Genomic DNA, 21,792 nt, shown 5'->3' with positions numbered 1-21,792 from the left:
GTAGCCCTCCGGAACGGGGCAGGTCAATGCGAGCGAAACTAGCCACGCCATGTTTCTGGTGCATGTCGTAACGCCGGAAAAATTGTTTCGATCGCTTCTAACCGGCGGGTTTCCGCGCCGTCCTCACTTCCGGTCCCGGCCTCCGCCCCGCCCTGCCGGGGTCAGCGTCGCTCGCCAGGCCGGCCAGCTGGATGGCGTGGAGCGCCCGGAAACGACCGTCCGCGCGTGCCAGCAGCTCCGCGTGGCTGCCCTGCTCGACGATGGCACCCGCCTCGAAGACCAGAATGCGGTCGGCACTGCGCACCGTGGAAAGACGGTGGGCAATGACGATGGTCGTGCGCCCTTCCATCAGCCCTTCGATGGCGTCCTGGATTTCCGCCTCGGTGATCGAGTCCAGGCTGCTGGTCGCTTCGTCGAGCACCAGAACCGGCGCATCGGCCAGAAAGGCGCGGGCGATGGCGACCCGCTGGCGCTCGCCGCCGGAAAGCTTCACCCCCCTTTCCCCCACCAGGGTTTCGTAGCCTTGCGGCAGCCGTAGGATGAAGTCGTGCGCGTGGGCACGCTTGGCCGCCGCGACCACCGCTTCGAATGACGCCTCCGGCCGGCCATAGGCGATGTTCTCCGCCAGCGAGCGGTGGAACAGGGCCGGGTCCTGCGGCACCACGGCGATGGCTCGGCGCAGGCTTTCCAGCGTGACGCCCGCGATCTCCTGACCGTCGATCAGGATGCGCCCGTCATCGACGTCGTAGAGCCGCTGCAGCAGTTTCACGAAAGTCGACTTGCCGCTGCCCGAGGGCCCGACCAGAGCGACGCGCTCACCCGCGGCAATCTGCAGCGAGAAATCCGCATAGATGGGCCGGCTCTGGTTGCCGTAGGTGAAGGTCACCCGGTCGAGCTCGATGCATCCACGGCCGGCCCGCAGCGCCGTGGCATCCGGCCGCTCGACGATCAGGGGCTTGCGCTGCTGAAACCGCACGAGATCCTGCAACTCGTTCACCGCCTGCTGCAGAGTGCGCACATACTCGCCGATCTGGCGCAGGTATCCGTTGATGACGAAGTAGCTCGTCAGCACGAAGGTAACGTCGCCCGGCGAGGCCTCTCCCCTCGCCCAGTACCAGAGGGTGAGCGTCAGCAGGCCGCCCAGCAGCAACAGCGCCATGACGGACTGCGCTGCGCTGCCGTTGATCTCCCGCGTCCAGGCGTGTCGCGCCAGCTGCCGCCAGCGATCGGCGACGGCGAAGAAGCGGCCGTCCTCGCGGTCCTCGGCGCCGAAGGCCTTGATCGTGGCGTTGCAGCTTACGGCATCGGCCAGCGCGCCGCCCATCTCCGCATCGGCCGCGTTCATCACCACGTTGGCAGGCGAGATGTAGCGTACCGCCAGCACCACGCCGACGCCGACATAGGCGGCGACCGCGCCCAGCACGAAGAGTCCGATCAGCGGCCAGTGGAGCATCAGACTGGTGGTGATGCCGACGACGATCACCGCCGCCGGCAGAAAGCCATGATAGACGATGTCTGCGAAGTCATCGTAGGCCCAAATGCCGCGCGAGATCTTGCGCACCGTGGCGCCGGCGAAGGCGTTGGCGTGCCAGTCCGCGTTGAAGCGCTGCACCCGCATGAAGGCGTCGCAGGCCATGCGGCGCATGGTCAACGTCGCCAAGGGAATCCAGAAGCGGTAGGACAGCTCGCGGAACAGGTGGAACCCGGCGGTCACCGCGAGCACCGCCGCGAGGGCGACAAAGGCACGCCGCACCTCAGACGGCTGCGGGGCCGAAGCGGCCGCGACCAGGGAGTCGATCAGGCTTCCGGCCAGCAGCGGCAGGAACACGTCGCAGACCGTCGCCAGCAGAATCAGCACCATTGCGGCGCTCACCAGCCAGCGGCTGCGCCACCAGTAGCCGAGAACGAAGCCGGCTACCGCACGAAAACGAACGTCATTCATCTCTTGTCCGCACCACGCGCCGATCCTAAAGGCGCGTATCGGTGCCCTCTCCTTGGGAGAAAGGGAAGCGGCGTCGGCGGACACCGCGGGGTGGTCTTGACCGAGTGGCCGGAAAGCTGCGGAGGGTGGTGCGCGCGCACGACGAACACACTTATCGCGTTGCGGCGAACCGGCGGCAGCAAATGTTCGGAGGAAGAATCCGGCGGCCCGGTCTAGGTCCCGGGCCGAACCGTCACCGACCTAATTCGGTGGGCGGATCGCCTGGGAAACGAAATTGCGATAAGCAGCGCTTGGCATTCGCGTTCCCTCTCGTTGCGGCGCAGCGGCCCAGGAGCGGGCCGTGGACGAGCTTTGTGCCACAACACGCCACAGTTGGAAAGTGACAATGTCATTGCACCTGCATCATTGCACCTGCAGCCGCGCGCTTCTCCCGGCACGCTGCCCGATGCTGAAGCGCCTATTCGAATTCCATCTGCTCGAAGACGCGCCCGGCGTTGCGCTTGGCCAGTTCGTCGAAGGTGTCGAGCCGGGCGTAGGGTGACTGGTCGACGTAGAAGGCGTCTTCCAGGCCGCCGCCGGCATCGGTCAGTTCGCCGATCTTGCCGCGCAGGTAGAGGAGGTAGTCCTTGGTGTAGCGGCGCACCTGGTCCATGTTCGTCGGGTGGCCGTGGCCGGGAATCACGTAGACCGCGCCCAGCGCCTCGAAGTTCTCCCAGCTTTCCAGCCAGGCAGCGGTGTCGGTGTCCTCGAAGATCGGCAGCATGCGTTCGTGAAACGCCATGTCGCCGGCAATCACCAGGCGCGGCTCCGGCAGCCAGACGGCGATATCGCCCGGTGAATGGGCGGGGCCGAGATTCTTCACCTCAATGCGGAAGCGGCCCATCTCGACGATGCGCTCATCCTCGAAGGTGTCGGTTGGTCCTTGCACCACCGTGCCGGCGGCCTTCTCTTTATTGAAGGCCTGCATCTGCGCGAGGCTCTGGGCACCGCGCTCCTCAAACTCTGCCGCGGCATCGACATGGGCGAGGATCGGGACGCCCTGCTCCGCCCAGTAGGCGTTGCCGAGCATGGCGTGGCCCTGGCCGTTCTCGTTGATCACCAGCTTCACCGGCTCGTCGGTGATCTGATTGATCTCTTCATGCAGCGCCTTGGCCAGCAGATAGCAGCCGCCGCCGTTGACCACGACCACGCCATCGCCGGTGACGATGAAGGAGAGATTGTTGTTGTGCCCGGAATTGTCGTAGCCCGGCGGCGCCGTGGCGCCGATCGCCGACCAGACGTCGGGGATCACCTCCACCGGCTTGCTGTAGAGCGCCGACTGCGGATACTGGTCGGGAATGTCCTCGCTGGCGGCGCAGGGCGTGGCCGCAATCATCAGCATTGCGGCAGGAATCAAAGCGCGCATTCTCCCAAACCTCCTACGGTCTGACGTAGGCGTAGCCGCCTTCCTGCAACTCCACCAGCCGCACGACACCGGAAGGCACCGTCCGCGACTCCGAGAGTAGCGTGATGTCTTTGCCTTCGTTCTTCGCCATGCCCTGCAGTGTGTTGGCGCAGGCCGAAAATGTCAGGCCCTCGATCTCCAGCGACATGGCCGAGATGCGATTCTTCACCGGCGAGGTGTCGGCGCGCAGCATGTGCAGGCCGGGACCATAGGCGACCACTTCGATCTCCACCTTCTGGCCGGCCGATTCATAGAAGGACTGCATGTTCTGCACGTTATTGAGAGCCATGTTCATGCGCTGCGGATCGTTCTCATTGACGTGCACTGCGACTTTGTGAACTGGCTCCGCGGCGAACGCTTCGGTGCCCTGCAATGCCGGTCCGGCCAGCAGCCACCCGCTCAAAGCGAGTCCGAGGGCGAGGACGAAAGTCGGGAAGAGTCTGATCATGGGGATTTCCTCGCTGTTTTGTTATTTGTTCTTCACCGCTGCCGGGATCGCGGCTGGCGCAGTCCAGGCAGGGCCGTATCTTGATCACGATAACATATTCGAGTATTCAAATGTTAGCATAAGAATGACGGACGGGGCCTTATGGCCCCCGAAAGGCGGCGCTGGCACGCAGCGGGCCGGGTGCCCTAGACTGATCGCTGGACCCGAACGATCGAGGTGGCGCCATGGCCTGCCGTTTTGCCCTCCGCCCTGCCCTGGCCTGCGCCCTCGCGCTGGTTCTGGCCGGCTGTGCGACCGGCGGAAATCCCGCGCCGCGGCAGATCGAGGGCGTCGACGGCGAACTGGCCGCCTATCTTAACGAGCAGGTCGCCGCCTATCAGCAGCGGCTCGCCGACCTTCCCGACAACGCGGCGATGGACGTCACCGTGGCTGCCTACGACACGGTCATCGATCTCACTTTCAAGTATCTGCGTGACGATGCCGCCAAGGCCGCATTCGTCGCGCAGTTCACCAGCGCCGTGCTGGTGAAGCACAGCTGCGCCGATCCCAAAGCGACTTACTGGATGGCAAAGGGCGTCGTCTTCCGTTTCAGTTTCCGTGACCGCGATGACGACTTGATGGTGCGTTCCGACGTCACGGACGGCACTTGTGCGGAGCTTCGCACGCGGGGCGAGACGTTGTCGTCATGACCGGACACCTTTAGCGCGGCCGCTTCCGCTTCATCGATCAGGACGACGACGACATCATGGCCAACAAGCCGCCTTCCTATCGGCCGGTCTCCGGCTTCGTGCTGCCGCGCTTTGCCGGCATCGCCACCTTCATGCGCCTGCCTCACGTGCCGCTGGAGGACCTGGCCGACATCGGCGAGGTCGACATCGGGCTGATCGGCGTGCCGTGGGACGGTGGCACCACCAACCGCGCCGGCGCGCGCCACGGACCGCGGCAGATGCGCGACCTCTCGACGCTGATGCGCAACGTGCATCATGTCTTGGGCATCGCACCGTTTGAAATCGCCAACTGCGCAGACATCGGCGACACGCCGTCGAATCCCATCGATCTCAACGAGTCCATCGCCCTCATCGAGGCGTTCTATGCCGAAGTGCACAAGGCCGGTGTCATTCCGCTGTCGGCCGGCGGCGACCACTTGATCACGCTGCCGATCATGCGCGCCATCGCCAAGCACCGCCCCGTCGGCATGGTGCATTTCGACGCACACACCGATACCAACGACCGCTACTTCGGAGAACACAAGCTGACCCACGGCACGCCCTTTCGCCGCGCCATCGAGGAAGGCCTGCTCGATCCCCGGCGCACGGTGCAGATCGGCATCCGCGGCTCGCTCTATACGGCCAAAGACATGGACTGGGGCCGCGAACAGGGCATCCGCGTCATCACCATCGAGGAGTACTTCGACCTCGGGGTCGAGGCGGTGATCGCCGAGGCGCGGCGGGTGGTCGGCGACGAACCGACCTACATCTCCTTTGATGTCGACGGCCTCGATCCCGTCTACGCGCCGGGCACCGGGACGCCGGAGATCGGCGGCTACAGCACGCACGAAGCCCAGCGCATGCTGCGTGGCCTGCGCGGCGTTAACCTTGTCGGCGCCGATGTCGTCGAAGTTTCCCCGCCGTTCGACCCCTCGGGCTCGACCGCACTGGTCGGCGCAACGCTTATGTATGAGATTCTCTGCCTGCTCGCGGAAACCGTCGCCAAACGGTAAAAATTCGCTTAAAATATTTAATAATTTCAAGGGAATGGTTAACGGCCATGCCCTCCTGGGCCGGCCGTCTCATGAAAAAGGGGCGAAAATGGACAGGCATACGAGGAACAGGAAGCCAGTGGCCCGGGCGCGCGCCGTCGCCGCATCGGGCCGCCGGCAGAGTGCACTGCTCGGCGTCGTCATCACCGTTCTCATGGCGCTGCTGCTGCTCATGGGGGCACAGCAGGTGCGCGCCGCCGTCGGCAACGCCGAGATCGCCAACGGCCAGATCGACGAGAGCCTGGCGATGGCGAAGTCGCCGCGCGAGATCTTCGTCGGCCGCTGGTACGGCGAGATGGCCAAGACCGACGGAGGCGCCAAGCGCTGGATCGTCGATGCCTTTCCCGACGGTGTGTTCCGCATCACCTTCCGCTTCTACGAAGAGGACGGCAGCTACCGCGAGCAGATCGAAGTCGGCGAGTGGGGCATCTCCGGCCCGGTCTACTTCCTCTCGACCAAAGGCTGGGTCGACGACGGCATGTTCCTGAAGGCCGATACGCGCAACGGCGAGCTCTACGACGCCTACAAGATCCTGAAGCTGGACACCGCGGTTTTCGAGTACGAGCACTACGTGAACGGCAACCGCTACCAGATCCGCAAGGTCGACACCGGCTTCGCGCTGCCGGAATAGACTCGCCTAGGTCGCGTAGTCGACCGGCAGGGCTGTGGTGTACTTCAGCGTCTCCATCGCGAAGCTGGAACTGACGTCGAACAGCGGCACGGCGGCGATCAGCCGCTTGTAGACCGTGTCATAGGCTTTGATGTCCGGCACCACCACGCGCATCATGTAGTCGATCTCGCCGCTCATGCGGTAGAGTTCCACCACCTCCGGAATGCGCGTCACCCGCTCGGCGAAGTCGCGCAGCCATTGTTCGTCGTGCTGGCTGGTACGGATCGCAACGAAGACCGTCACGCCGACATTCATCTTCTCCGGATCGAGCAGCGCCACGCGGCGCTCGATCACCCCCTCCGCCTCCAGCTTCTGAATGCGCCGCCAGCAGGGCGAGGCGGACAGACCCACCTTCTCGGCGATCTCGGCCACAGGCAGGTCTGCCGCGACCTGCAGGACCCGAAGGATTCTCCGATCAATCTCATCCATGGAATAATTTTCCATTTTGTTAGTTTTATTAGCTAAATTTTTCCAGATATTGGTCATTAAGAAGCAAGATTGCAATCCTATTTCCACTCCGCCGGGCTATCATGGCTTGCCACTTCAGCAAGGAGAGCCCGCAGGTGTCCGTCCACAATCCCTTTACCGACCATCCGGCCACCGTCGGGGAGACCTACTGGCAGCACCTGGCCTCGGCCTGGGGTTTTTCCTGGCGCATGATGCTGGCCTCCCTGGCCTGTCTGGTGCATGCCCTGCTGCCCTTCCTGTTCGAGAAGACCGGTAGCCGCGCGATCACCCAGTTGCACGACCGCATGGTGGTGAACCGTCACCGCCAGGCCGTGGCCACGGCGGCTTCCAACGTGACCCCGGCGCAGGGCGAGCGGCGCGAAGCGACCGCCTGAGTGCTCCGCCGGACCGGTGGTCCGGTTCTCCTTGACCGCCCAGTTCTCCTTGACCGCCCAGTTCTCCTTGACCGCAGGGCGCTTGCCACGATCTAAGGAAGGCAACCGATACTCAAGGAGGCGATAGCCCGTCTTGCGCCGTTCCCTTTGCCTCGTCGCGCTCATCGCCGTCCTCGGCAGCGGCCCCGCCGCGGCCGCCCCCGCCACCCTGCTGCACGATCACCCGCTCAACGCCACCCTGTGGGACACCCGCAGCGGTCTCGCCGTTGAGGAGAACGCCCTGTTCGCCGAAGCAGCCGCTGCGCGCTGGGTGCTGGTCGGCGAAAAGCACGACAACGCCGAGCACCATCGCCTGCAGGCCCGCGTGGTCGACGCCCTGGGCCGTGCGGGGCGCCGCGTGGCGGTGGTGTGGGAGATGGCCGAGCCGGAGCACACGACGATCCTGCGCGACGCACGCCCGGACGGCGCCGTCGCCCTGGGTGACGCCCTCGCCTGGGAAGCACGCGGCTGGCCGGCGTGGGCCGAGTACCAACCGATCGCCGAGGCGGCGTTGCGCCATGGCCTGCCGATGCTACCAGGCAAGCCCTCGCGGCAGATGGTGCGCGCTGTCTCGAAGGACGGTCAACTGGCGCCGGACCTCGCCGAACGTCTCGATTGGACACGCCGCTATCCGGCGGACGTGGAGGCCGCGGTACAGGAAGAAATGCAGGACAGCCATTGCGGCGCGCTGCCGCAGACGGCCCTCGCTCCGATGGCCCGGGTGCAGCGCTTGTGGGATGCCTGGATGGCCAACAGCATGCGCAAGGCAGTGGCGCCCGAGGGCGGCGCCGAGGCGGCGATCCTCATTGCCGGCGCCGGCCATGTGCGCGAGGACCGCGCGGTGCCCTGGTTCCTGCCGGGCGACAGCGTGACCGTCGCGATGGTCGAGGTGATCGCCGGCCGCGAAGAGCCAAATGCCTACTCCGCTTTTGATCCTCGGCTTTTCGACTATGTCTGGTTCACTGCGCGCGTCGACGACGAGGATCCCTGCGCGGATTTTAGCGCCAAGTCCGGCTAGCGCATCGCGTTACGTCAGGCGCCGGCACCGTTGCGCAAGCGCACGAGCGTGGCCCCGGCCCCGTCGAGCAGCATCAGGCTGCCGTCCTGCAGGCGATAGCCGCGCGTGCCATCGAGGGCACGCAACAGGCGGTCCTCCTGGCTCATCACCGGTTCCGGACAAGCCCGGCGGGTGGCGCCGAGGTTGCCGAAGGACATCGCCTCGCCGTCGATGATAACTGACCCGAAGTAGCCGTTGCAGCCGCCGTTGCCGCTGACCTTGCCGTCGGATTCTACCAGCAGGCTGGGCTCGACGCCGGCAGCCACGGCTTCGCCGCCGACTTCTTCGGCAATCCAGGTCGTGCCGTAGAGGCGCTCCGCCTGCACGTCGGTTTCCTCTTCCACCAGTGAACAGGCGGCAAGGGACAAAGTGGAGACTGCGATCAGCAGGCGGGCAAGGCGCGGCAACGCCGGATTGATCCCCGTCACGTCAACGTTTCCTCTACAGCTCGCACTCTGCCACGCCCTTGGGGGCACCATCGGGCAATCAGGCTATCCCCGACTCGCTCTGCAATGCTACCACTGTCTTCGCTGGGTCTAGCGCTTTTTCCCCAGAAAGGATTCTTCCCATGCCTGCTGCTTTTCCCGACCGTTCCACCGGTCTGCGCCTGGCTCTCGCCGCATCGCTTGCGATCGCCGCGGGCGTCGTCGCGGGCCCCCTCGCCGCCCAGGACACGGGTGCCATGGCGGAGAAGCGAAAGATGGTCGTTCCGCTGGCCAGCGCCGAGGAGGGGCTGAAACTCTTCGTCGGCAAGGGTTGCGTGGTCTGTCATCAGGTCAACGGCGTCGGCGGCAAGGCCGCGCCCGCCCTCGATGCCGACAGCGAGATGCCCTACTTCGACGTCTTCGAATTTGCCGCACGCATGTGGCGCGGCGCTCCGACCATGATCCTGCTGCAGGAAATGGAGCTGGGGTACCAGATCGAGCTGACCGGCGACGACCTGGCCAATCTGGCCGCCTTCGCCGCCGACCCGGACGTTCAGAGCCGGTTCAGCGACAAGGACATCCCCGAGGTAATCCGCGACTGGATGGTCGACGAGGTCTACCAGGAACTGGATCCCGACTACATGGCGCGCTGACCGTGGTCCGTCGGGAGGAAACCGCGCGATGACGGTAACGCGGGGCCGCTGTCTTTGTGGATCGGTGCGCTATGAGTACAGCGGCCCGGAGAACTGGCGCGCCTATTGCCATTGCGAAAGCTGCCGGCGCAATACCGCCTCGCCGGTGACCGCCTTCCTGGGGGTGCCTTGCGAGACCTTCCGCTACACCGGGGCGGCACCGAAGGTTTATCATTCTTCGCCCGGCGTCAGGCGCTCGTTTTGTGCGGACTGCGGCACGCCGATGGCCTACCAGTCGGATCGCTTCCCCGGCGAGATCCATCTCTACGCCGCCAGCCTGGAGAACCCTGAAGCCTACGCACCGCAAAGCCACGTGCACTGCGACGAGCGGCTCTCGTGGTTCGACGTGAAGGACGACCTGCCGCGCCATCCCGCCGGCGACGCAGCGCCCTGACGGCCGCCGGTCCGCCAGACCTTGGACCTGTCCCGATGACGCGCCGACGACGCTTTCCGCACTATCGCCGTGCTTCAGCGCAGTCGAAAAGTAATTGCTTGGCGAGTGAACTCGGCCTTGGCAGAGTATTAACCATTTTTCGGCATGAATTTCTTTGCTTTTCAGCGCGTTCTTTGTTTTGCAGCTCGGGTACAGGGTGAAAGCGGTGCTGGTTTTCGGGCGGAGAAGTACAATGCAACATGGCAATCTTGCCTTCGCCAGGGAAAGTGGGGCGACTTGGTAAGCTTTGCGCTGGAAGGCATCCCCGAGACGGCCTGCGCGGAAGTCCGGTACTTCTGCGACTATTGGCTTAAGCTCAAGGGAGATGCCGCCTTGCCGTCCTGCGACGTGCTGGATCCTCTTGATTTCTTTCACTATCTCTCGCGGGTGTTCATCCTGGAGGGCGGCACGATCGACGATCTGCGGGTCCGCCTGGCCGGGACCGTGTACCGGGAACTCTATGGCTTTGAGGCCACCGGCATGCGGGTTGGCGAACTGATCCCCTTCGAAAGCCGCAACGACCTGCTGGGCAGCTATGACCGCTGCCTGCGCCAGCAGGTGCCCGTCTATGACGTCGACAAGATGACCTGGCGCGAGCGCGGCTCGGAAGTCTGCTTCGAGCGCATCCTGCTGCCTTTCGGCCAGCCACAGAAGACCGAGCGGATCCTGGGTTTCGCGCAGTTCTTCGACAGTGATGGTAAGAAAATATTCACCTAATAGTAAAATTTTCATAGACGTTACGATGATGTTAAGTAAATAAATTGTTTAATCTAATAGATTCAATTTTATTTTAATTCAACCCAAGTAACCTAGAAGCTCTAGTTGCGTGCATTCGGGGGGCTCGCGCCCGCACGCGACGAACTTTCGGGGGGCTGGGTTGCCATGTCGTATTCATCCTGTGTCAAAAAAGGGCTATGGCAGCCTGCGCTGTCGCGGGAAGCGGACGGCTACACCATCGCCGGCTTCACCGCCCGGGACGCGGCCGATATCCCACGCGCCTTCACCTCGGTCTACGGCCGCGACTATCTGAGTTCGGTGGTCTACGACCCCGAAGCCTTCAAGGCGCTGATCGCTTCAGGCGAGCAGATCTCCTTCATCGCCCGCGACGGCCAGGGCGACATCGCCGGACATATCGCCCTCGCCTTCTCGGCGCCAAACCGCGGCCTGGTGGAGTTGTGCCAGGGCATCGTGACCCCGGAGCACCGCAAGTCCGGCATCTTCGTGCGCATGATCGACCGCGCGCTCGACTTCGCGCGCGACGACCTCGGCGCGCACGCCGTCTATGGTATCTCGCTGACCAATCATATCGTTTCGCAGAAGGTGGTGGCGCGGCGCGGCTTTCGTGATGTCGGCATGGAGGTCGACTACGTGCCGCAGCGCATGCTGACCCGTGAAGGCCACGGCGGCGCGGCCGCCACGCTGGTGCAGTACCTCGACTACGGGCAGCACGACTACCTGCCCTGCCATCTGCCGCCCTCCTATGCCGTGTGGTTCACGCGCCTGCTGGAAGGCGCCGCGATCGGCGGACAGCGCCAGATCACGCTGGCGACCGGCCTGGACCGCCGCGCCACGGTGAGTGAGCTGATGGACATGCCGCGCTTCGACATGGCCCGCCTGCTGGTGCGTCGTGCAGGCTTCGACTTCTGGAGCCTGGTCGGCGATCACGAGGCGGCGGCCGAGGCGAACGGCCGGCGCAGCTTCCAGGTGCTGATCAATCTGGGCAATGCCGAAGGCGCCGCCGCGGTGGAGCTGCTGCGCGGCTGGGGCTATGCCTGCAGCGGCCTGCTGCCGGGCTACCTGGAAGGCGGCCAGCACGCCGCCATCATGTACCGCAACTTCGAGGCCCCCTACTTCGAGGGTATCAAGCTGCACGACGAAGGTGCCCAGCGCCTGCTCGCCAACATCTCCAATGACTGGCAGCGTGCCGAACGGCTGGGCAGCGAGCTGCGCCACCTCATCGACGAGCAGGCAGCGGAAGCCCCCGCCGCCATCAGCCTGGCGCGCCAGCCCGATGCCGGCGTGCCGAGCCTGGATATGGCCCGCGAACTGCTGGGCATCGGCGGCCGCGTGCCGCTGGAGAGCGGCGGCATGTCGCCCGTCACGCTGAACGAAAGCGCCAGCGCCGCGAACAAGGACGACGTGCCAGTGCCAGCGGCGGAAACCGGCTTGGAACATGACGTGCCCGGCAGCAGCACCGCCGCGAACTGAGGGCACCTTCTTCTTCTGCCCCCCTTGCTCCCCTGGCCTGGCCTGGCTTGGCCGGGCAGGACTGGGGTCGCTTGCCGCAGACTAATATATTAGTATCTTGGTGGCCGCGCGGTTCTATGATAAGCGAATAGAATTCAGCACTTGGCGATATCCACAGGTTTCATGTCCCAAAGTCAGGCCCGCGATCCCTTCCTCCAAGTCCTGCAAGCCACGCCTTTTGCCATCGACCGCAAACGGCTGGCCGCGCAGCAGATCTACGACGACTTGCGCGAGCGCATCATCGGGCTGGATCTGAAACCGGGCACCGGGCTGTCGCGCCCCGCCCTCACCGAGTTCTACCGGGTCAGCCAGACGCCGATCCGCGACGCCATCCTGAAGCTGGAGCAGGAAGGTCTTGTCGAGATCTATCCGCAGTCGAAGACCCTGGTCGCCCGCATCGACGTCGCCGATGCCAAGGAAACCCAATTCCTGCGCACCGCCATCGAACTGGAGGTCGCCCGCGCCCTGGCGCTCGATGGCGACAAGATGAAGCTGGCGCCGGCGCGCCGGCTGCTCGATCAGCAGCGCGAGGCCATCGCGCGCGGCGACCTCGGCGGCTTCATCCACCTCGATCGCCAGTTCCATGCCAGCCTCGCCGCGGCCTCCGGCCACGGCGGGCTGTGGGACCTGATCCGCACGCGCAGCGGCCACCTCGACCGCCTGCGCCAGCTCCACCTGCCGTCGCCCGGCAAGGGCCAGGCCATCCTGGCCGACCACCGCGAGATCCTCACCGCCATCGACGGCGGCCACGAGGAGGCGGCGCGCAAGGCGGTGCGCAAGCACCTGTCCGGCACCCTGCGGGCAATCGACCAGATCGTCGCCAAGCACCCCGGCTATTTCTGAAGTTCGCGCCGCAACGAGCGGATCAGAAGTTCCGCGCCGTCATCGCCTTCTGGATCTCATAGATCGAGCCGACCGTCGGCGGCTGCGGCTGCGGCAGGCGAACGGGAACCTCGGCGACCCGAGGCGTGATGGTCGGCGTGCCGCAGAGCAGGCGCTTGTCGTACTCCGCTAGGCTCTCGAAGGACGACATCGACCCATGGACCGGAAAGGCGTCCGCCGCGGTGATCTCGAGAAACAGCATGCGGCGGTCGCGCGGCGACAGGTTCGGCGCCGAGCCGTGGACCGCGCGCACGTGGTGCAGCGAGATCGAGCCGGCCGGCCCGGTCAGCGTCACCGCTTCGCGGGTGTCGAGGCCGTTGGCGGCCAGATTGATCGCACCGGCGAAGTAGCCGCCGGCATGGTGATCGTAGACCGGCCCCCTGTGGCTGCCGGGGAATACCATCAGCGGGCCGTTCTCGACGTCCATGTCGTCGATGATGACACCGACCGCCAGGATGTCGTCGTTGGTGTGGGGGTAGAAGGCCCAGTCCTGATGCCATTCCACCGCGGCGCCGTAGCCAGCCGATTTCATGTTCAGCTTGGAGGTGTGCAGGCGCAGGCCGGGGCCGATGAGATCGCGCACCGGCGCCAGGATCCAGTCGGAGCGCAGCAGCTCGTCGAAGACCGGCGAGAGCCTGTGCGGCAGCTTGATGCGCCTGACGCGCGGCGCCTCCGGCGTATGGCTGTCCTCCAGGTCGAGGCGGTCGTTCGACACGGTCATGCCGCGCGCTTCTTCGACGAAGCGCGCGATCTCCGCGCGCACCCGGCCGATCAGATCGTCGGGAACGCGCTTTTCCAGCAGGAGATAACCGTTGTCCCGGTAAGACTGGACCTGGTCCTCGCTCAACACTTCGGCCATGGCCAAAAGCTCCCTCAACAGAGCGCTCAGCATATACCCGGCGCGGCCACCCGGCTACTCCGTGAGCGCGTCCTTCACGGTCTGCAGCTTGTTGGCGAGGTGATCCTTCAGCAGCACGGCCAGACGCTTGCCGTCGCGCGCGCTGAGCGCCTCCAGAATCTTCTCATGCTCGGCGACCGCCCGGGACCAGCGCGCCGGGGACATGTTGGCCATGTAGCGCGCCCGGCGCACGCGGCCGGAAAGGCTGAGCTGCATCTGCGCCAGGGTCGGGTTGCGCGCGGCGTTCAGAATCAGCTGGTGGATCTGCTCGTTGAGCTTGAAGTAATCCCTCAGGGCGCCGGCTTCGTACTTCTTCACCATGCGCTCGTGCAGATCGCGAATGCGCGCGATCTCCGCGTCGGTGATATGGCGGCAAGCGAGCTCGCCGGAGAGCGCCTCCAGGGCGCCCATGATCGGGAAAGCCTCGTCGAGATCGGCCAGCGTCAGCTTCGCCACGGCGCAGCCACGGTTGGGTGTCAGCAGCACGAGGCCCTCGGTCGCCAGCACCTTCATCGCCTCGCGCAGCGGCGTGCGGGAGACGCCGAACTGCTCGCAGAGCTCCTTCTCGGCCAGCTTCTCGCCGGGCGCCAGCTCGCCCTCGACGATCATGTGGCGCAGGCGGTCGGCCAGCTCGTTGTGGAGCGGTCGGCGCTGAATCGGGGCTGCAATCTCGATGCTCATGGCAGGCTCTGGTTCGGTGCCTAGTTTAGCGTCTAGTTTAGCGCCTAGTTTAACGCAAGATCGGAGGATTCGCGAAGCAAGCGCGCGACGTGCACCGCCTCGCGCGCGGCGCCTTCGGCGATCTGGTGGCGGCAGGACGTGCCGTCGGCGATGACAAGGGCCTCTGCCCCCGCCGCACGCACCCTCGGCAGCAGGTTCAACTCGCCCATCGCCAGGGAGACCGCCGCCGTCTCGGCCTGGTATCCGAAGTTGCCGGCCATGCCGCAGCAGGAGGTGTTCACCAGCTCGACCTCCAGCTCCGGCACGAGCCCCAAGACCTCCTGGATCGGCGCCACCGCGTTGAAGGCCTTCTGGTGGCAATGGCCGTGCAGCAGGGCCGAGCGCTGCGGCAGCGGCGCCAACGGCAGGTCGAAGCCGCCGCCTTCCGGGTCGAGCCGCGCGGCGATGTATTCCTCGAACAGCATGACCTGCTTGGCCTGCTCCGCCGTCCACTCGTCGCCCAGCAGGGCCGGCATCTCATCGCGGAAGGTCAGCATGCAGGAAGGCTCCAGGCCCACCACCGGCACGCCGCGCGCCACCGCCGGGCCGATCACCGTCAAGGTGCGGCGCATCTCGGCCTTGGCCTCCTCGATCATGCCCGCGGCCAGGAAAGTGCGCCCGCAGCACAGAGGACGCCGGCTGCCCCCAGGCCCATGGCGCACCGCCTCGCCCACCGGCGGGCGCGCCTCGACCGGTGCGAAGCCGGCACGCTGCAGCACCACCTCGGCGTCGCGCAGGTTCTGCGGCTCGAAGTAGCGGTTGAAGGTATCGGCAAAAAGCATGACCTCTTCGCCCTGCATCGGCAGTTCCTGCTGGCGGTAGATGTCGCGGCGCCACTGCGGCAGCCGGCGGCCGGCGGCGAGGCCGAGGAAGCGTTCGGAGAGCTTGGCGAAACCCGGCACGCGGTCGCGCAGGTTCCCGAGCCAGGGCGCCTTGGCCGCATAGGGTGCATAGCGCGGCAGGTAGGCGACCAGCATCTCGCGCAGCGCCACGCCCTGCTTTGCCGCACGGGCGGCCAGCACTTCGATCTTCATCTTGGCCATGTCGACGCCGGTCGGGCATTCGCGCTTGCAGCCCTTGCAGGAGACACAGAGCGCCAGCGTCTCGGCCATCTCCTCCGACGTGAAGGCGTCGGGGCCGAGCTGGCCGGAGATCGCGAGACGCAGGGTGTTGGCGCGGCCCCGCGTCAGGTCACGCTCGTTGCGCGTCACCCGGTAGGAGGGGCACATGACGCCCTCCACCTTGCGGCAGGCGCCGTTGTTGTTGCACATCTCCACGGCGCCCTGGAAACCGCCGCCGGCACCACTGTAGGCTGACCAGTCGAACACGGTCTCAAGCTCCGGCACCACGTAGTCCGGCGCAAAGCGGAACAGGCTGCGGTCGTCCATCTTCGGCGGGCGCACCACGCGGCCGGGGTTCAGCACGCCGGCCGGATCCATGCGATCCTTCACCCACTCGAAGCTCTCGACCATGCGATCGCCAAACATGGCGCGATGGAACTCCGAGCGCACGATGCCGTCGCCGTGCTCGCCGGAATGCGAGCCCTTGTATTCGCGCACCATCTCGAAGGCTTCCTCGGCGATGGCGCGCATCGCCTTCACATCCTGGTCCAGCTTCAGGTTCAGCACCGGACGCACATGCAGCGTGCCGACCGAGGCGTGGGCGTACCAGGTGCCGTCGGTGCCGTGCTTGTGGAAGATCTCGGTAAGCCGGCGGGTATACTCGGCAAGGTCGGGCAGGTTGACGGCACAGTCCTCGACGAAAGAGACCGGCTTCCGCTCCGCCTTCATCGACATCATGATGTTGAGGCCCTGCTTGCGAACCTCCCAGATCTGCTTCTGGAAACCCGGATCGACAGCCTCCACAACGCCGCCATCCTTCTTGCCCGCATCGCCCCAGCGGAATCCCAGCTGCGCCATCATGTCGCCCAGCATGGCCAGGCGGCGCAGGTTCTCGGCCTGGTCCTCCTCGGCGAACTCGACCAGCAGGATGGCGCCCGGCTCGCCGCGCACGAAGCGGTCGACCACCGGGCGGAACATGGCGATGTCGCGGCTGAGCTCGATCATCGTGCGGTCGACCAGCTCGACCGCCGTCGGCCCCAGGGTTACCAGATGCTGGGCCGCGTCCATGGCATCGTAAAGCGTCGGGAAATGGCAGGCGCCCAGGGTCTTGTTGGCGAGGATCGGGCTGAGCTTGAGGGTGAGGCGCTCACTGAGCGCCAGGGTGCCTTCCGAACCGACCAGCAGATGCGCCAGGTTGTTGGTGCCGCCGTTGTCCGGCACGCCATTGGGCACCAAGGCATCTATGTTATAGCCGCCGACCCGGCGCAGGACGCTTGGGAAGCGCGCGCGGATCTCCTCGGCCTCGCGGCCGCCAAGATCCAGCAGATCCTGGAACAGCGTGGCGACGGCGTTGTTCTCCGGCATGGCGTCGCGCGACAGCTCGCCGAACACCGCCTTGCTGCCGTCGGCGAGCAGCGCTTCGATAGAGGTCACGTTATCGCGCATGAGGCCGTAGCGGATCGACCGCGAGCCGCAGGAATTGTTGGCCGCCATGCCGCCGATGGTGGCGCGCGATGCCGTCGAGACGTCGACCGGAAACCACAGGCCGGTCGGCTTCAGCGCTGCGTTCAGTTGATCAAGCACCAGACCCGGCTCGACCACGCAGCTGCGGTTTTCGCTGTCGACCTCGACCACCTTGTTGAGGTGCTTGGAGAGGTCGATGACGACGGCGCGGTTCACCGTCTGGCCGCACTGCGAGGTGCCGCCGCCGCGCGGCAGCACGGGCACGCCCGCCTCGCGTGCGATGGCCAGGGTCGCCTCCACGTCGGCCCAGGTCTTCGGCACCACCACGCCCAGCGGCACCACTTGGTAGATCGAGGCATCGGTGGCATAGCGCCCGCGGCTGAAGAGATCGAAGAGCACCTCGCCCTCGACGTTATTCTCCAGGCTTCTCGCCAGTTCGCCGCCGCCGCGCATTATTGACATTCGCTCCGATCTTGTATTTTGTATTCAATATTCATAACGACAAAGCCTGCCGCCACGCAAGCACCCGATGGTCCGGGCGGGCAACAAGCAGAGTGATTGGGGAAGCATGCCAGGGCGTCATTTTCTGCAGATTCCGGGTCCAACCAACGTCCCCGACCGCGTGCTGCGGGCGATGGACCTGCCGACCATGGACCACCGCGGACCCAAGTTCGGCGAACTGGGCCAACGGGTGCTGGACGGCATGCGCGTCATCTTCAAGACCAAGGGCCGCGTGGTGATCTACCCCGCGTCGGGCACCGGCGCCTGGGAAGCCGCACTGGTCAACACCCTCTCTCCCGGCGACCGCGTGCTGATGTACGAGACCGGCCACTTCGCGTCCCTGTGGAAGGGCCTCGCCGAGCGCCTCGGCGTGGTGCCGGAGTTCATCGCCGGCGACTGGCGCAGCGGCGCCGACCCGGCCGCCATCGGCCAGCACCTCGCCGCGGACAAGAAGCACGCGATCAAGGCGGTCTGCGTCGTCCACAACGAGACCTCGACCGGCTGCACCAGCCGCATCGCCGAAGTGCGCAAGGCGATCGACGACGCCGGCCACCCCGCCCTGCTGATGGTCGACACCATCTCCTCGCTGGCTTCGATCGACTACCGCCACGACGAATGGGGCGTCGACGTTACCGTCGCCGGCTCGCAAAAGGGCCTGATGCTGCCGCCGGGGCTCTCCTTCAACGCGGTCAGCGACAAGGCGCTGGAGGCCTCCAAGAAAGCAAAGCTGCCGCGCTCCTACTGGTCGTGGGACGAGATGGAAGGCCCCAACGACAAGGGCTTCTTCCCCTACACGCCAGCCACCAACCTGCTCTACGGCCTCGCCGAGGCCCTCGACATGCTGCACGAGGAGGGCCTCGACAAGGTCTTCGCCCGCCACGACCGCCATGCCGAGGCGACGCGCCGCGCGGTGCGCGCCTGGGGCCTGGAAGTGCTGTGCAAGAACCCGCGCCACTATTCCAGTTCGCTGACCGCGGTGCTGGTCCCGGAAGGCCAGAGCGCTGATCACTTCCGCAAGGTGACGCTGGAAAATTACGACATGTCGCTCGGCAACGGCCTCTCGAAGATCGCCGACAAGGTGTTCCGCATCGGCCACCTGGGCGACTTCAACGACCTCATGCTCATGGGTACCCTCTCCGGCGTGGAGATGGGGCTCGAGCTTTCCGGCATGCCCTATCGGCGCGGTGGGGTGCAGGCGGCCCTCGGCTATCTCAGCGGCCAGGACCAGACTTTGGCGGAGGGTGCCGCCGACTGAACAGAAAGCCGCGCCCCCTTGCGGAACCACGACAACGATAAACACGAAACCTGGGGAGGAAATGATGAAAATACTCGGTCTAGTGAGTGCCCTTGCGGTAACGACGCTGCTTGCCGGCCCGGCAGCGGCGCAGCAACTCACCCTGAAGTTCGGCCACGTCGGCGAGCCCGGCTCGCTGTTCGAAGCGAGCGCCAACGAGTTCGCCCGCTGTGCCAACGCCTCGCTCGGCGACAAGGCGGAAGTGCAGGTCTTCGGTTCGTCACAGCTCGGCAGCGACACCGAACTGCTGCAGAAGCTGAAGCTCGGCCAGGTCGACTTCGCCCTGCCGTCTTCGGTCATGTCGTCGGTCGCAGAGATCTTCGGTGTGTTCGAGATGCCCTACATCATCAAGAGCCGCGAACACATGAAGCGGGTCGAAGCGGCAGTGTTGGACAGCAAGCTGCAGCCGGCCGTCCAGGAGAAGGGCTACCGCATCATCGGCATATGGGAGAACGGCTTCCGCCACATCACCAACAACGTGCGGCCGATCAACGAGCCGGCGGATCTGAAGGGCGTGAAGTTGCGCACGCCCAAGGGCGAGTGGCGCGTGAAGATGTTCCAGCTCTATGGCGCCAATCCCTCGCCGATGGCGTTCTCGGAGGTCTTCACGGCGCTGCAGACCGGCGTGATGGACGGCCAGGAAAACCCCTATACCCAGATCTGGTCGGCCAAGTTCCAGGAGGTGCAGAAGTACCTTTCCATCACGGGCCACGTCTACACGCCGGCCTATGCCCTGGTCTCCGACAAGCACTACGGGAACCTGCCCCAGGACGTGCGCTCGGTGCTCGACCGCTGTGGCAAGGAGACCCAGGCCTTCGTCCATGAGACGGCCGCCAACATGGAGACCGACCTTCTCGACAAGCTGAAGGCCGGCGGCATCCAGGTGAACGAAGCGAATAAGGACGCCTTCATTTCGGCCTCGCAGCCCGTCTACGACGACTTCGCCACTTCCGTCGACGGCGGACAGGAACTGATCGACACCCTGCTGAAGCTCGGCGAGGGCGCCTGACACCTCCCAAGACGCGGGGGCCCGGAACGCGACGGTTGCGGGCCCCCTCCCAATCCAGTTAGCGGCGGCTTCGCCCGCCGCCGAGATCAACCCGCCGGCGGTGCGTCGCCAGCGGTGCCCTAAGGAGTACCCCTGCCGATGCTGAGGCAGACACACAGCGCCATGCAATGGCTGCTGGAGTGGGTCATGATAGCGCTGATGCTTGCCTTGACCATCGTGGTGATCGTCGGCGTGACCTACCGCCTCGCCGGCAACTCACTCTCCTGGTACGACGAAATCGCCTCCGTGCTGCTCGCCTGGATCACCTACTACGGTGCAGCCCTGGCCGCTCTCAAGCGCCGCCACATCGGCTTCGATACCGCGCTGCTCGCCTTGCCGGTGCAACTGCGCATGGCGGGGCTAATCGCCGCCGAAGTCCTGGTTATCGGCTTCTTCGTGCTGATGACCTGGGCCGGCCTCGAGGTACTGGACGTTCTGGAGGGCATGCGCCTGGTAGCCCTCAACTGGATGCCGATCCAGGTCACGCAATCGGTGATCCCGATCGGCGGCGCCCTCTTCATTCTCTGTGAATTGATCAGCCTGCCGGATTATTGGCGCATGACCGCCGCCGGCATCTCCCTCGAACACGCGGAGATCGAAGAGGAAGTGGCACAGGAACTGAAGCAGGCGGGGCAGCGCTGAGCCATGCTTATACTCGCCATGTTCATTGCTCTGGTCGTGATGGTCTGCCTCAACGTGCCGATCGCCATTGCGCTCGCCATCACCGCCATCGTCGGCCTGCTGGCCAGCGAAGGTCCCAGCAGCCTGGTCACCGTCGCGCTCGATATGTACAACGGCGCGACGAACTTCTCGCTGATCGCAATTCCCATGTTCGTGCTGGCCGGTGCCATCATGAACGCGAGCGGCATCACCGACCGCCTGATCAACTTCGTCTCCGCACTCATCGGCTTCGTGCGCGGCGGCCTGGCGATGATCAACATCGGCGTCTCGCTGTTCTTTGCCGAGATCTCAGGCTCTGCCGTGGCCGACGTGGCGGCGCTGGGCTCCATCCTCATCCCACAGATGAAGAAGCGCGGCTACAGCGGCGCGTTCTCGGCGGCGGTAACCTCTTCCTCCGCCTCACTGGCGATCATCATTCCGCCCTCGATTCCGATGATCCTTTACGCCGTATCGGCCGGCACCTCGGTGGAGCAGCTCTTCGTCGCCGGCGTCGTGCCCGGCCTTCTGGGGGCGGCCGGCCTTATGCTCGTCGCCTACATCTTCGCGCGGCGCTACGACCTGCCGGTCGAGGAAGCCTTCGAGCTGGCCCGCCTGCGGCGCACCTTCATTGAGGCGCTGCCCGCCTTCAGCCTGCCGGTAATCATCCTCGGCGGCATCTTCGGCGGCTTCGTGACCGCTACCGAGGCCGCGGGCCTGGCGGTGCTGGCTGCCCTGCTGGTCGGTTTGCTCTACCGGCAGTTCGACCTGCGCCACATGAAGCGGGCAATGCTCGACGGCGGGATGCAGACGGCTGTGGTCATGCTGCTGGTCGCCGCCTCGGTTCTCATGGGCGGCTTCCTGACCCGGGCCCAGGTACCGCAGGACCTGGCGGCGGCGATCATCGATTTCACCGACAACAAATACGTCATCCTGCTGATCCTCAACGTCTTCTTTCTGGTGATCGGCTTCTTTCTGCACTCGGCTGCCGCGATCATCCTGGTGGTGCCGATCGTGATCCCGCTGATCGGCGCCGTCGGCATAGACCCGGTCCACTTCGGCTTGGTAGTGACCCTCAATCTGGCCATCGGCCAGCAGACGCCGCCGGTCGCCAGCGTGCTGATCACCGCCTGCGCCGTGGCGCGCGCCAACATCTGGGAGGTCTCGAAGGTCAACATCTGGTTCGTCGCCGTGCTATTGGTGGTGCTGATGATCTGCACCTACGTGCCGGCCATCCCGATGTTCCTGGTCGAGTATTTCTACAGATAG

General features: G+C 65.4%; 21 protein-coding genes and 1 pseudogene. 14 read left to right on the top strand and 8 right to left on the bottom strand.

Features of this window, described 5'->3' with window-relative positions; all coding sequences use genetic code 11:
* Positions 1-412: 412 nt before the first annotated feature.
* From WDC82_RS16990 to WDC82_RS16980, 3 genes and pseudogenes are all read right to left on the bottom strand, one after another.
* A pseudogene (locus tag WDC82_RS16990) lies at positions 413-1,861 on the bottom strand (ABC transporter ATP-binding protein); the annotation flags it as partial.
* A 538-nt stretch (positions 1,862-2,399) separates the two neighbouring features.
* Positions 2,400-3,347, bottom strand: a complete 948-nt coding sequence (locus tag WDC82_RS16985) for an MBL fold metallo-hydrolase (RefSeq protein WP_340118555.1) — start codon at positions 3,345-3,347, stop codon at positions 2,400-2,402.
* A gap of 13 nt (positions 3,348-3,360) precedes the next feature.
* A complete protein-coding gene (locus tag WDC82_RS16980; protein WP_340118554.1) occupies positions 3,361-3,834 on the bottom strand; it encodes a DsrE family protein in 474 nt (157 codons plus the stop codon).
* A 224-nt stretch (positions 3,835-4,058) separates the two neighbouring features.
* Here WDC82_RS16980 and WDC82_RS16975 point away from each other — a divergent pair, with 224 nt between their 5' ends.
* The 3 genes from WDC82_RS16975 to WDC82_RS16965 all read left to right on the top strand — a co-directional run bounded on the left by WDC82_RS16975 (position 4,059) and on the right by WDC82_RS16965 (position 6,224).
* Positions 4,059-4,523 (top strand): hypothetical protein, encoded by a 465-nt coding sequence (locus tag WDC82_RS16975; protein ID WP_340118553.1) that lies wholly within the window; start codon positions 4,059-4,061, stop codon positions 4,521-4,523.
* Positions 4,524-4,579: 56 nt separating this feature from the next.
* Positions 4,580-5,554: an agmatinase gene (gene speB / locus WDC82_RS16970; protein WP_340118552.1), complete on the top strand. Its 975-nt coding sequence runs from the start codon at positions 4,580-4,582 to the stop codon at positions 5,552-5,554.
* Positions 5,555-5,672: 118 nt separating this feature from the next.
* Positions 5,673-6,224, top strand: coding sequence for a hypothetical protein (locus tag WDC82_RS16965; protein WP_340118551.1), 552 nt, complete (start codon positions 5,673-5,675; stop codon positions 6,222-6,224).
* 6 nt (positions 6,225-6,230) lie between these two features.
* Here the strand turns inward: WDC82_RS16965 and WDC82_RS16960 are convergent, their stop codons facing one another.
* Positions 6,231-6,692, bottom strand: a complete 462-nt coding sequence (locus WDC82_RS16960) for an Lrp/AsnC family transcriptional regulator (RefSeq protein ID WP_340118550.1) — start codon at positions 6,690-6,692, stop codon at positions 6,231-6,233.
* 134 nt (positions 6,693-6,826) lie between these two features.
* Between WDC82_RS16960 and WDC82_RS16955 the strand changes: the two genes are divergently transcribed.
* The gene (locus WDC82_RS16955; protein ID WP_340118549.1) at positions 6,827-7,105 is read left to right on the top strand and encodes a DUF6356 family protein; all 279 of its coding nucleotides are present in this window, start codon (positions 6,827-6,829) and stop codon (positions 7,103-7,105) included.
* Positions 7,106-7,238: 133 nt separating this feature from the next.
* Positions 7,239-8,162 carry a ChaN family lipoprotein gene (locus WDC82_RS16950; protein ID WP_340118548.1) on the top strand — a complete coding sequence of 308 codons (924 nt, stop codon included), beginning with the start codon at positions 7,239-7,241 and terminating at the stop codon, positions 8,160-8,162.
* Between the two features lie 14 nt (positions 8,163-8,176).
* Here the strand turns inward: WDC82_RS16950 and WDC82_RS16945 are convergent, their stop codons facing one another.
* A complete protein-coding gene (locus WDC82_RS16945) occupies positions 8,177-8,629 on the bottom strand; it encodes an META domain-containing protein (protein ID WP_340118547.1) in 453 nt (150 codons plus the stop codon).
* Positions 8,630-8,769: 140 nt separating this feature from the next.
* Here WDC82_RS16945 and WDC82_RS16940 point away from each other — a divergent pair, with 140 nt between their 5' ends.
* The 5 genes from WDC82_RS16940 (at position 8,770) to WDC82_RS16920 (ending at position 12,841) form a co-directional block, all read left to right on the top strand.
* Complete coding sequence (locus tag WDC82_RS16940) at positions 8,770-9,279, top strand: c-type cytochrome (RefSeq protein ID WP_340118546.1); 510 nt, start codon at positions 8,770-8,772, stop codon at positions 9,277-9,279.
* Between the two features lie 28 nt (positions 9,280-9,307).
* Positions 9,308-9,712: a GFA family protein gene (locus tag WDC82_RS16935; protein WP_340118545.1), complete on the top strand. Its 405-nt coding sequence runs from the start codon at positions 9,308-9,310 to the stop codon at positions 9,710-9,712.
* Between the two features lie 276 nt (positions 9,713-9,988).
* Entirely contained in the window at positions 9,989-10,468 is a 480-nt protein-coding gene (locus WDC82_RS16930; RefSeq protein ID WP_340118544.1) for a PAS domain-containing protein, read from the top strand.
* A 165-nt stretch (positions 10,469-10,633) separates the two neighbouring features.
* Positions 10,634-11,959 carry a GNAT family protein gene (locus WDC82_RS16925; RefSeq protein ID WP_340118543.1) on the top strand — a complete coding sequence of 442 codons (1,326 nt, stop codon included), beginning with the start codon at positions 10,634-10,636 and terminating at the stop codon, positions 11,957-11,959.
* A gap of 162 nt (positions 11,960-12,121) precedes the next feature.
* Positions 12,122-12,841, top strand: a complete 720-nt coding sequence (locus WDC82_RS16920) for a GntR family transcriptional regulator (protein ID WP_340118542.1) — start codon at positions 12,122-12,124, stop codon at positions 12,839-12,841.
* Positions 12,842-12,863: 22 nt separating this feature from the next.
* Here the strand turns inward: WDC82_RS16920 and WDC82_RS16915 are convergent, their stop codons facing one another.
* From WDC82_RS16915 to WDC82_RS16905, 3 genes are read right to left on the bottom strand one after another with little or no spacing between them, the layout of a single operon-like run.
* Positions 12,864-13,739, bottom strand: coding sequence for a phytanoyl-CoA dioxygenase family protein (locus WDC82_RS16915; protein ID WP_340118541.1), 876 nt, complete (start codon positions 13,737-13,739; stop codon positions 12,864-12,866).
* A gap of 54 nt (positions 13,740-13,793) precedes the next feature.
* Complete coding sequence (locus WDC82_RS16910) at positions 13,794-14,459, bottom strand: GntR family transcriptional regulator (protein ID WP_340118540.1); 666 nt, start codon at positions 14,457-14,459, stop codon at positions 13,794-13,796.
* A 44-nt stretch (positions 14,460-14,503) separates the two neighbouring features.
* Complete coding sequence (locus tag WDC82_RS16905) at positions 14,504-17,485, bottom strand: FAD-linked oxidase C-terminal domain-containing protein (RefSeq protein WP_340118539.1); 2,982 nt, start codon at positions 17,483-17,485, stop codon at positions 14,504-14,506.
* A gap of 106 nt (positions 17,486-17,591) precedes the next feature.
* Here WDC82_RS16905 and WDC82_RS16900 point away from each other — a divergent pair, with 106 nt between their 5' ends.
* The 4 genes from WDC82_RS16900 (at position 17,592) to WDC82_RS16885 (ending at position 21,792) form a co-directional block, all read left to right on the top strand.
* On the top strand, positions 17,592-18,779 hold the full coding sequence (locus tag WDC82_RS16900) for an aminotransferase class V-fold PLP-dependent enzyme (protein ID WP_340118538.1): 1,188 nt from the start codon (positions 17,592-17,594) through the stop codon (positions 18,777-18,779).
* Between the two features lie 64 nt (positions 18,780-18,843).
* On the top strand, positions 18,844-19,827 hold the full coding sequence (locus WDC82_RS16895) for a TRAP transporter substrate-binding protein (protein WP_340118537.1): 984 nt from the start codon (positions 18,844-18,846) through the stop codon (positions 19,825-19,827).
* Between the two features lie 138 nt (positions 19,828-19,965).
* Entirely contained in the window at positions 19,966-20,508 is a 543-nt protein-coding gene (locus tag WDC82_RS16890) for a TRAP transporter small permease subunit (RefSeq protein ID WP_340118536.1), read from the top strand.
* Positions 20,509-20,511: 3 nt separating this feature from the next.
* Positions 20,512-21,792 (top strand): TRAP transporter large permease, encoded by a 1,281-nt coding sequence (locus WDC82_RS16885; RefSeq protein ID WP_340118535.1) that lies wholly within the window; start codon positions 20,512-20,514, stop codon positions 21,790-21,792.

The sequence above is a fragment of the Pelagibius sp. 7325 genome, from assembly GCF_037652055.1.
Classification (GTDB): domain Bacteria; phylum Pseudomonadota; class Alphaproteobacteria; order Kiloniellales; family Kiloniellaceae; genus Pelagibius.
This window is presented reverse-complemented; position numbering and strand designations above follow the sequence as displayed.